Origin of the sequence: Actinoplanes sp. NPDC026623, assembly GCF_040638275.1 — a bacterium.
Classification (GTDB): domain Bacteria; phylum Actinomycetota; class Actinomycetes; order Mycobacteriales; family Micromonosporaceae; genus Actinoplanes.
The window spans coordinates 1-9,102 of sequence record NZ_JBEZXZ010000279.1; the positions used below are offsets into that span (position 1 = coordinate 1).

Sequence of the window (9,102 nt, forward strand, 5' to 3'; positions counted from 1 at the left end):
AGTATGAGAAGAAGTAGCCGTTGTGGTAGCCGGTCTGGTTTGAGGTGATGGTCCGGTCTGCCTCGGCGTGGGCGACACCGGCCACGGCGATCGAGGCTGCCGTCAGCACGGCGACGGTGGCGCCGCCGAGGAGCAACCTCGCCCGGTTGCGGCGGCGGCGTGGGGTTGGGGCGGGTCGGTCGTTCACGCGAATAGTCCTTTTCCTCGTCGGAGCGGCGCGACAGAAAGGCCGCGCGTGATGACCCGTCGCCGCCGTGGACGGTCGGGAGGTGGGCCCGCCACCGTCCACGGCATCACGGTCCGTGCGCCACGCGGTGGCCGGGTGCACGGACCTGACGACGAAGTTCATCGATGTTTCTGAGTATCAGAACGGCCGGGCGGAGTTGTCAACAACTTCCGGAAGTTTCCGTCGACCTGAATCGTGCCGTCAGCGCATGTATTGCCTGTTCATGACGATGACTGCGCGGCTCGAAGTCGCGACGACGCGCGTCGCGGAGGAACCATGAACGTTTCTGGAGAGCAGGAGACCGAAAGTTTCGGACTCCGTCCGGCCCGCCCTGAGGTGAGCGCACCGGACGAAGCGCGTCAGGCCGGAAGTGTCACCTGGCCGGGGACCGGGCGCTGGGTGGTGGTGTTGTCGCCCAGCTGCCCGTTGGCGTTGTTGCCCCAGCACCACAGGCTGTCATCGGTACGGAAGCCGCAGACGTGGTAGCCGGCCGCGAAGTCACTCGTCCACGTGGTGGCCGTGCCGATCCGGGTGGGAGCGTACCGGTGGGTCGTGGTCCCGTCCGCGAGCTGCCCGGTCGAGTTGTTGCCCCAGCACCACAGGGTGCCGTCGGTCCGGACCGCGCACGGCGTGTCGAAGCTCGCCCTGACCCCGCTCCAGGTGGTGCCGTCGCCGACCTGGACGGGCGATGTCTGGTGGGTTCCGCTGATCCCCAGTTGTCCGTACCCGTTCTCACCCCAGCACCACAGGGTCCCCTCGGCGCGGACCGCGCAGGTGAAGGCGTAGCCGGCCGTCACGCCGGCCCAGGTCGTGGCGGTGCCGACCTGCGCCGGAGTGGCCCGGTAGCTCAGGCCGCCGAGACCGAGCTGTCCATCCGTGCTGTCGCCCCAGCACCACAGGGTGCCCTCGGTGCGCACCGCGCAGGTGTGCGCGAAGCCGGTCGTGACACCGGCCCAGGTGGTTGCCGTGCCGACCTGCACGGGAACGGTCACGTAGTAGACGTCGGATCCGATTCCGAGTTGCGCGAAACGGTTGAAACCCCAGCACCACAGGGTCCCGTCGGTACGGGTGGCACAGGTGTGGCTGTCGCCGGCGCTGACACTGGCCCAGTTGCCGGCGTCGCCGACTCGCACCGGGGCGGTCCGGCTTGTGGTGGTGCCGTCCCCGAGCTGGCCCCGGAAGTTGTTGCCCCAGCACCACAACGATCCGTCGGTCCGGACCGCACAGGTGTAGCTGGTGCCGGCGTCGATGCTGGCCCAGGAGGCGGCCGTGCCGATTCGTACCGGGGAGGTCCGGGCCGTGGTGGTGCCGTCACCCAGCTCGCCGAGGTAGTTGCTGCCCCAGCACCACAACGTGCCGTCGGCGCGGACCGCGCAGGTGTGGCCGTAACCGGTGGCTACCCGGGCGACCGCCGCGGCGCTGCCGACACTCGCGCCGGCCGGGGAGGCCACGCTCGCGAGGCTCAGCACGGCGATTCCGATCGCCGTCGCCACGGCGGCGACGACCTTCGCGACGCGGCGCCGACGACCGGGGCGTGCGGCCGCCGAATCCCGGGACGCCGGGGGCACGAGGCTGTGATCGGTGACAGTTCGGCGACGCCCGACGTCGGGGTGGCGTTTCATGTGTCCTCCAAGCTCGGTGCGGGTCGGATCGGGTCGATGACCTGCCAGGGGCGACGACCCGCATCGAAGGCCGGGACCCGCAGCGCGGGTCCTCTTTGATGGCGAGCCGCGAAGGGCCGTCGCCGCGCATGCCTTTCCATCGCCGCCGAGCCGGGCTGAGGTCACGGGGTGCGGCGACAGCGGTGACGCCTGATCCGGGAGATTGCCAGAATGTCTCCGGACATTCAAGGGAATCGCTTGATGCTACTTCCATCGACTCCGCCCGGCGACGCTACATAACGGTTTTAATCACCGATATTTTTCGCCATCTATCGGCGGAAATTCCCATCGCCCAAATACTCTGGCGACATTGCCGAGCATCAATGGGTTTGCCGCAGTCATCCCCTGGGTAGTGAATGAGAAGAAGATCAAGGATCGGCGCCGGACCGGCGGCCGTCGTCGTGCGCTCGGGGAAACCGGCCGATGCCGCCGCGCGGCAAGTGGACCGTCCAGCAGAAGAACCTGACGCTCGACGGTGGCACTCGCCGAGCAGCCCGCCCCCGGCGATGGGAGCCCCGCGTGCTCGGCGGCCCACTCGGTGCAGAGCCAGTGGAACGGCGGGTACGTCGCCAAGGTCAACGTCACCGCGGGAACCACCGCGCTCAACGGCTGGCGCGTCACCCTCACCCTGCCGAGCGGAACGTCGATCAGCTCCGTTCGGAACGCCGTCACGAATGGCGCCGGCGGCACCGTCACCCTCACGAACCAGAGCTACAAGGCACCGGAATGGGCAGCGGTGCCACCGCCGTCTGCGCCGGAACGGGGGGTGATGCGGTTTCAGGTGGCCAGGGGCGGAGGCAGGTTGATGGCGGCGGTGACGGCCACGCCGTGCCGGCCGGGATGCTCGACGGTGACGGTGTCGCTGAAGCACCTGACCAGCCACAGGCCACGGCCACCGGCGACGGCCACGCCGGGCGCCTGCTGGGGCATCCGGTAGGTGGCCGGCAGGCCGGGGCCGCAGTCGGTGACCTGGCAACAGGCGGTGGAGTCGGTGGTCCACAGGCGGAGCCGTCCGCGGCCGCCGCCGTGGCGCACGGCGTTGCTGGTCAGCTCGGCGGCGATGAGCACCAGGTCGGCGACCCGTTCCGGGGACAGCCGGGTGCGGTCGGCATGGGCGGCGACCGCGGCGCGCAGCGCGGTCAGGTCCTTGAGTTCGAACGGCTCGTCAAGCAGCATCCGGCGCGTCGCGGCCGCCTCGGCGGGCGTGCCGTGCACGGGGACGCCGGAGCTACTGGTCATCGACGACCACCAGCCGGACCGCCGGCACATCCGCGATTCCCAGGGCCCGCAGCACCTTGCCGGTCTGTGCACCGCACCGCACGCTCATCCGGGACCCGTTGCGCAGGGCCGCACCGGCCTGGGCCAGCACCCCGGCCGCGCTGCCGTCGATGAAGCTCAATCCGAGCAGATTGACGTCGATGTGGTCGTCCAGGGCCAGCGCCTCGGCCAGGGCCCGGGTGAGTGGCTCGATCCCGCGATAGTCGATCTCCCCGGCGACCCGGATGCCCGGTGGCAGGTATTGGCGGCAGATCCGCAGCAGCGCGTCGTCGTGGTAGGTCACCGCCGTCAGCGCCCGCTCGTGGTTTGCCGTGGCGCCGGCCAGGGTCACCGCGTCGAAGCACTGCCGATCGTACTGGCAGACCGCCGTCGCCCGGCCGTCCGACAGCAGCCTGGTGACCTGTGACTCGTACGCCGTCAATTCCTCGACGCCGGCCACCGGGCGCAGCGCCCAGCACATGTCGGCGGTGACCCACAGCCCGGCGAACCCCGCTTCCCGGGCCTGCGCGACGCGCCGGTCCAGCCGCGCCACCACCGGCGCGGCGGCGAACGAACCATCGGTCAGGAACATCTCGGCGGCGCCGACGACCTGAAGCTGTCCGCTGTCCAAGGCGTCGTGCACACTCAGCCCGCGCTCGGCCAGCTCCCCGCGAAGCTCGGCCGGCGCGATCGCATCGGTCAGGCACAGCACCTTGTGGCCCTGCCGCAGCCCGGCCCGGGCGAACGCCGCCACCAGATCGAGGCGCTCCTCGCTGTCGGAGAACATCAGGCAGGCATGATCACCCGGCTGCAGGTCCTCCACTCTCGACGCGTCCGCCACTCCGCACCTCCTCATCCCGCCGCGGCATGCCCACCGCAAGTGTTTCCCCGGGCGGCGGCGCGGCACACGGCGTCGATCACCATGGGACCAGCGCAGTCTCGTCCCACCCGGTCTTACCTCGACCGGTCACATACCCCCGCAGAGCCGTGCCGACACCGTCTGCGTGGCGGCCGGCGTTGACCCGGACAGACTGTCCGTCACGCTCGACGACACCGCGCCCACTCCGCGGCGCCACTGAAACTCGGACCCGATCTGGTGCCCGGACTTGACAAAATCTGGTCTCAACGGTACAGGATTTATGTGTTGATTGGGCCAGGTTTACCGGTAGGGATGAGCGTACCGACAGGGAGGTGATCACGATGGCCCTGCTGGTCCCGGCCATCGGATCGGTGTCACCGATGCCCTGACGCACCGGCGTGGCGCGATCTTTCCGGACAACCGGTTTCCCTCGTTCGATGATGCGGGCGAAGTGCCGCCCGGGACAGTTCTGGAGGTGTGTTGGTCATGCAGACCCTTCGATTCGACCCGTTCCGTGATTTCGACCGACTCGCCGCCGAGGTACTCGGCGCCGCGCGAACGCCCTCGCTGATGCCGATGGACTGCCTGCGCACCGGTGACCGGTTCGTGGTCCGGTTCGACATGCCCGGCATCGACGCGGACTCCCTGGAGGTGTCGGCGGAGAACCAGACCCTGACGGTGCGCGCCGAACGCACCCGTCGCGACCCGGAAGGGGCGGACTACCTGGTCTCCGAACGCCCCTCGGGCACCTACAGCCGGCAGCTGGTCCTCGGTGACGGCCTGGCCGTGGACGACATCACCGCGGAGTACCGCGACGGAGTGCTCACCCTGGCCATCCCGGTGGCAGAGCAGGCCAGACCCCGCAAGATCGAAGTCATGCGGGGCGACGGCGCTGCCGCCCTCGGTGCCCATGCGGGCCACAAGATGATCAACGGGGAGGCCGGGATGGATCGTCAGCCGGCCGGTGCGACCGGCTGACCCGGTCCGGCTTGTGCCGCCGTCAGTCAAGGAGGTGGTCGATCGGAACGACAAACCGTAACCATGTTCCCAGTGAGCAGGTGACCCCGGTGGCAGGGTTGCCCCGCCCGCCGCAGCAGAGCCCGGCGTGGACGACGCGGTTCCCCGGCTAGGCCATGGGCGCGGCAGCCGATGCCGCCGGGGTCACTCCCGACAGCGTGCGCGTGACCCCGCGGCGCACTTCGTCAGCCTCGAATATCAGCCGGCCGCCGTCTACACGATGATCCCGGCCCGTCGCCGTCGGCCGATCCACCAGCACCCTGGAGCCGGGCGCGGTAGCCGGGCGGGAAGGCGCGGGGATCCGCGGTCCGGCGGCCGGAGATCAGGGGTTCCGAAAGTCATCCGGTCGACCCGGACGGCCGGCGGCCGCGACCGATGGACAGTGCGATCCGACGCGGGAGATGAAACGACTCGCCAGGGGGTGGGCGATGGGCGACGAATTCGGCGTGTGGCAGTACAACGGCGGCGGGACCGCCTGGCTCGTGGTCCAGGGAGTCATCGACCTCGAGTGCTGCCCGGCCCTGCTCGGGACCATTGTCGACGCCGCGGGCAGGTCGGCAGTCAACGACCTTGTCATCGACCTGCGCCGGGTCCCGATTCTGACCGCGGCCGGGATCCGGGCACTGCTGGAGGGACAGGCAGCGGCCCAGTGGCACGACTGCGGATACCGGGTCGTCAACGCCTGCCCCATCGTCGAACGCGTGTTACGCATTACGGGACTCACCGAGGTGTTCCGCGTCGGCGCGGTCGACCACGCACCCCGATCGGGGCGATGAAGGCGCCCCGGGCCGAGAGGGAACGGGGCACGATCGGGTCAGGAGGCGCCGCTCTCCTGTTGACGCTGGTAATTCTCGTTCTGCCGGGTGGCCTCTTCGAGCTGGTCTTCAAGGATGATGATCCGGCAGGCGGCTTCCAGGGCGGTGCCCTGCTCGACCATCTCCCGGGCCCGCACCGCGAGACGCAGCTGGTAGCGGGAGTAGCGGCGGTGCCCGCCGGCCGACCGGACCGGTGCGATCAGTTTCGCCTCATCGAGACGCCTCAGGAAGTCTTGCGTTGCGCCGGTGATCTCCGCGGCACGGCCCATTGTGTAGGCGGGGAAGTCGTCGTCGCCGAACATGTCATCGGGTTGGGCCATATACATCTCTCTCCATGACGAGGGCCCCGGCACGGAAGCGCCGGGGCCCAGGGTTACGGGTCGAAAACACCATCTACCGACAGGTTCGTCGGTTTGTCATATCCGCACCTGCCGCCATCCGCGGCATGGGGTGCGAGGATCGCATAAGCGTGACCGGAGACCACCTCTCGTTCGATGGAAACTGCGGCGTCCGCCCGAGAACTGGAATTGATGTCCCGGCGGCGGGCGATCCAACGGTGTTCTGCCCTCCCTTTCCTCTGCTCCGAAACTTTCTGTGGTGCTGCTCGCCGGTGTCGAAGCCCCACGCGACTTCATGGCCTCGCACACGTGCGGCGAACATTGTCCTTCCAGGCCTCGGGCTGAATCAGCGTCGCCGACCTGTTGTTGCTCCTGACACTTTCCTGCACTTGCGATGTGCGGCGATATGGATCACCGCGGTGCCGAGCGAGCCACGAGACGGTCCGGGCCCTGCTTGACGCTCGGTCTGGTTCGTCCGCGTCATTCCGCGATCTCTTCTGTCAACACCAGGAACACTAGCAGACCTGACGAGGATGTCTAGTCACCGGGGCACAGATTTTCTGGGCACCCCTCCCGACTTTCGGACCTCGTCGATGTCGGCCCAGGTCACCGCGAGGTTGAGTGCGCCCGGGCCGTCCTGGAGCACAGGAAAAAGGCGCCCGCCGTTCGGCGGGCGCCTTTTCGCGACTCGGGGTCAGTACCAATATTTACGGCCGCCGATCGGCCGGCCGACGGATCCGAGAATCCAGAACACGGCACCCACGACCAGCAGGATGATACCGATCGTGTACAGGACCGGGATGCTGAGGACGATGCCCAGCAACAGAAGCACAAGACCGATAATCAGCATGGGGGGACTCCGTTTCTCGGCGGACTTTCCGCCGACCCGCAGATACCCATCCCCCACGTTTTCCAATCACGCCCGATGTTCCGCCACGCACACCGATCCAGCCTCGTACCGGCTCGTCAGCCAACCGCCACCCGGGACGAAATGCTCAGGGGCCGCATCGGATCTACCATGTTTGTGTGGCGGGCCGCGGGGAAGACCGCCCGGCAGAGCTCATGCAACCCGGATGACTACGGAAGGTACCGGAATGAGCAACAGCGGGAATCCGGATGCCGGCGCCGAGAAGATCGAGACCAACGCCGGCAGCAGCACCGATCAGTACGTCTCGGGTGCTGCCGAGACCGGCACCTTCCTCACCGACCAGGCGCCCGCCGCCGACACTCCGGTGCACGGCAGCAGCAACGCCGGCATCAATGATGCGGATGCGGATGCGGAGAGTCCCGCACCGTCGACACCATCCAAGGAGCCACCGGACTGAGCATCCGATGAGGACGAATGTTGCCCCATGACGGTCACCGACCCGGCGACCGTCCGACCGTGACGCCACCGCGGGTGTGACGGTCCGGCGTCAGGAAGTGGTGTCCGCCCGCGGGCACCCTTGGCACGGCGAACCGAGATCCGCACGTCGCGGCACCGGCAGGCACCGGTGACGTGCCCACCTCAAGGGGACACCATTTCATGACGTCTCGAAATTCGATGACGAGCGCCGACGCGTTCGCCGAGCTCGGCCGGACACGGTTCCACGAAACCACCTTCGACCACGTGGTGGCACGGATCTGTGGCCTTGCCCGGCGGACCATTGCGAGGGCGACCGACGTCTCCGTCACCCTGGTCGGCCCCGGCGGTGCGCACACCGCTGCCAGCACCGGCGCCCTCGCGGTCGCCCTGGACCAATGGCAGTACGAGCACGGCCACGGGCCCGGTCTGGCGGCGGCTGCTGCCAGCATCACCATCTCGGTGACCGATGTGGCGGCGGACACCCGCTGGCCCGACTGGACGGACCATGCGATCGATGCCGGGGCGCACAGCGCGCTGTCGATCGGGCTGCCGGTACACGAATGGGTCACCGGGGCGCTCAACGTCTATTCCACCGAGCCGCGGGCCTTCGACGACCACGCGGTCGCCCTGGCCGAGACCTTCGCCGGCTGTGCCGCCACGGCCATGGCCGACACCCACCATTATGCCGGCGGTGCCGATCTCGCCCGGCACATGCGGGATGCGATGGACAGCCGGGCGACCATCGAACAGGCCAAGGGCATCATCATGGCCGACCGGCACTGCACCGCGGTCGAAGCGTCCGCGGTCCTCGCGAAGTTGTCCCAATACTCCGGCAGCACGATCGCCGCCATCGCGGCGGCGATCGTCGACCAGACAGCAGGCGACCGGGACGCCGGGCGTTCCGGTCCTGACGTTGTTCCTCCCCAGCGCCGCGGGGTCGCCGGCGGCGACCGCACCCCGGCCGGGTCCGGGAGTCCGCCGACGGCTGGTCACGGCTCGTCCGGGCACCTGATCATCCCGGCTCCGCGTGCGACGGATGCGGCCGGCGGTCGACGACGTCTACGCCACCCGCACACGGCCTCGGCCGGGCGCCCGGCCGAGGAACCGTCGCGGCAGCCGGCTGAAGGCACCCGCTCGGCGAGCGACGCGCGGCAGTCGCCGCCGGGTTGAGGCCACGCCCGACGGTTACCTCATGATGTGCCGCCGCCGCGGGCCGGGTGCCGCTGGAGGATCTGGTCGGTGTGTGCGGTGACGGTGTCGATCTGGGCGGCCAGGCCCGGGTGATCAGGCAGGTGCTGGCAGATCGCCGCGAGCAAGGCGGGCAGGGCGGACGCGTCGGGGTCGCCGAGGGCCTGGTGCAGCCGGCCGAGGGCGGGTGCGGCGGTTTCGTCGAGGTCGGTCAGGGCGGTGACCTGTCCGGCGAGCCGGCGCAGGTCGGCGGTGTTGTCGTTGGCCCATTGGGCGACGGCCCGGTTCGCGGCACGGCGATCGCGTTCGGCCTGCACGCGGTCGTCCTGGGTGGCGCCCGGCCGGGTGGCGGCGGCGGTGCCGCGCAGGTAGCGGCGTTCGGCGGCCTGGCGGCTG

The 9,102-nt window shown here is 69.4% G+C and carries 10 protein-coding genes and 2 pseudogenes; 5 read left to right on the plus strand and 7 right to left on the minus strand.

Annotation, left to right across the window (positions count from 1 at the left end):
- Both AB0F10_RS41870 and AB0F10_RS41875 read right to left on the minus strand, forming a co-directional pair.
- Nucleotides 1-187, minus strand: a pseudogene (locus AB0F10_RS41870) (1,4-beta-xylanase); the annotation flags it as partial.
- 398 nt (nucleotides 188-585) lie between these two features.
- The gene (locus AB0F10_RS41875; protein ID WP_360639062.1) at nucleotides 586-1,848 is read right to left on the minus strand and encodes a hypothetical protein; all 1,263 of its coding nucleotides are present in this window, start codon (nucleotides 1,846-1,848) and stop codon (nucleotides 586-588) included.
- Nucleotides 1,849-2,425: 577 nt separating this feature from the next.
- Between AB0F10_RS41875 and AB0F10_RS41880 the strand changes: the two are divergent.
- A pseudogene (locus AB0F10_RS41880) lies at nucleotides 2,426-2,545 on the plus strand (cellulose binding domain-containing protein); the annotation flags it as partial.
- Nucleotides 2,546-2,664: 119 nt separating this feature from the next.
- Here the strand turns inward: AB0F10_RS41880 and AB0F10_RS41885 are convergent.
- On the minus strand, nucleotides 2,665-3,126 hold the full coding sequence (locus AB0F10_RS41885) for an ATP-binding protein (protein ID WP_360639065.1): 462 nt from the start codon (nucleotides 3,124-3,126) through the stop codon (nucleotides 2,665-2,667).
- On the minus strand, nucleotides 3,116-3,985 hold the full coding sequence (locus AB0F10_RS41890) for an MEDS domain-containing protein (protein ID WP_360639068.1): 870 nt from the start codon (nucleotides 3,983-3,985) through the stop codon (nucleotides 3,116-3,118). Before AB0F10_RS41890 ends, AB0F10_RS41885 begins: the two co-directional genes overlap by 11 nt.
- A gap of 504 nt (nucleotides 3,986-4,489) precedes the next feature.
- On the opposite strand from AB0F10_RS41890, the gene AB0F10_RS41895 reads away from it, so the two are divergent.
- Nucleotides 4,490-4,981: an Hsp20/alpha crystallin family protein gene (locus AB0F10_RS41895; RefSeq protein ID WP_360639071.1), complete on the plus strand. Its 492-nt coding sequence runs from the start codon at nucleotides 4,490-4,492 to the stop codon at nucleotides 4,979-4,981.
- Between the two features lie 467 nt (nucleotides 4,982-5,448).
- Nucleotides 5,449-5,796, plus strand: a complete 348-nt coding sequence (locus AB0F10_RS41900) for an STAS domain-containing protein (protein ID WP_360639074.1) — start codon at nucleotides 5,449-5,451, stop codon at nucleotides 5,794-5,796.
- Between the two features lie 38 nt (nucleotides 5,797-5,834).
- Here the strand turns inward: AB0F10_RS41900 and AB0F10_RS41905 are convergent, their stop codons facing one another.
- Both AB0F10_RS41905 and AB0F10_RS41910 read right to left on the minus strand, forming a co-directional pair.
- Complete coding sequence (locus AB0F10_RS41905) at nucleotides 5,835-6,155, minus strand: MerR family transcriptional regulator (RefSeq protein WP_360639077.1); 321 nt, start codon at nucleotides 6,153-6,155, stop codon at nucleotides 5,835-5,837.
- A 712-nt stretch (nucleotides 6,156-6,867) separates the two neighbouring features.
- Nucleotides 6,868-7,023 carry a hypothetical protein gene (locus AB0F10_RS41910; protein WP_360639080.1) on the minus strand — a complete coding sequence of 52 codons (156 nt, stop codon included), beginning with the start codon at nucleotides 7,021-7,023 and terminating at the stop codon, nucleotides 6,868-6,870.
- A 244-nt stretch (nucleotides 7,024-7,267) separates the two neighbouring features.
- Between AB0F10_RS41910 and AB0F10_RS41915 the strand changes: the two genes are divergently transcribed.
- Nucleotides 7,268-7,498: a hypothetical protein gene (locus AB0F10_RS41915; protein ID WP_360639083.1), complete on the plus strand. Its 231-nt coding sequence runs from the start codon at nucleotides 7,268-7,270 to the stop codon at nucleotides 7,496-7,498.
- A 200-nt stretch (nucleotides 7,499-7,698) separates the two neighbouring features.
- Nucleotides 7,699-8,688, plus strand: a complete 990-nt coding sequence (locus tag AB0F10_RS41920; RefSeq protein WP_360639085.1) for a GAF and ANTAR domain-containing protein — start codon at nucleotides 7,699-7,701, stop codon at nucleotides 8,686-8,688.
- A 20-nt stretch (nucleotides 8,689-8,708) separates the two neighbouring features.
- Here AB0F10_RS41920 and AB0F10_RS41925 read toward each other — a convergent pair.
- A partial coding sequence (locus tag AB0F10_RS41925) for a hypothetical protein (protein ID WP_360639088.1) occupies nucleotides 8,709-9,102 on the minus strand: 394 nt, incomplete at its 5' end.

Excerpts from the sequence above, each read along its gene's own strand:
- AB0F10_RS41875 (WP_360639062.1), bottom strand. The coding sequence starts at position 1,848 with ATGAAACGCCACCCCGACGTCGGGCGTCGCCGAACTGTCACCGATCAC.
- AB0F10_RS41885 (WP_360639065.1), bottom strand. The coding sequence starts at position 3,126 with ATGACCAGTAGCTCCGGCGTCCCCGTGCACGGCACGCCCGCCGAGGCG.
- AB0F10_RS41895 (WP_360639071.1), top strand. The coding sequence starts at position 4,490 with ATGCAGACCCTTCGATTCGACCCGTTCCGTGATTTCGACCGACTCGCC.
- AB0F10_RS41900 (WP_360639074.1), top strand. The coding sequence starts at position 5,449 with ATGGGCGACGAATTCGGCGTGTGGCAGTACAACGGCGGCGGGACCGCC.
- AB0F10_RS41905 (WP_360639077.1), bottom strand. The coding sequence starts at position 6,155 with ATGGCCCAACCCGATGACATGTTCGGCGACGACGACTTCCCCGCCTAC.
- AB0F10_RS41910 (WP_360639080.1), bottom strand. The coding sequence starts at position 7,023 with ATGCTGATTATCGGTCTTGTGCTTCTGTTGCTGGGCATCGTCCTCAGC.
- AB0F10_RS41915 (WP_360639083.1), top strand. The coding sequence starts at position 7,268 with ATGAGCAACAGCGGGAATCCGGATGCCGGCGCCGAGAAGATCGAGACC.
- AB0F10_RS41920 (WP_360639085.1), top strand. The coding sequence starts at position 7,699 with ATGACGTCTCGAAATTCGATGACGAGCGCCGACGCGTTCGCCGAGCTC.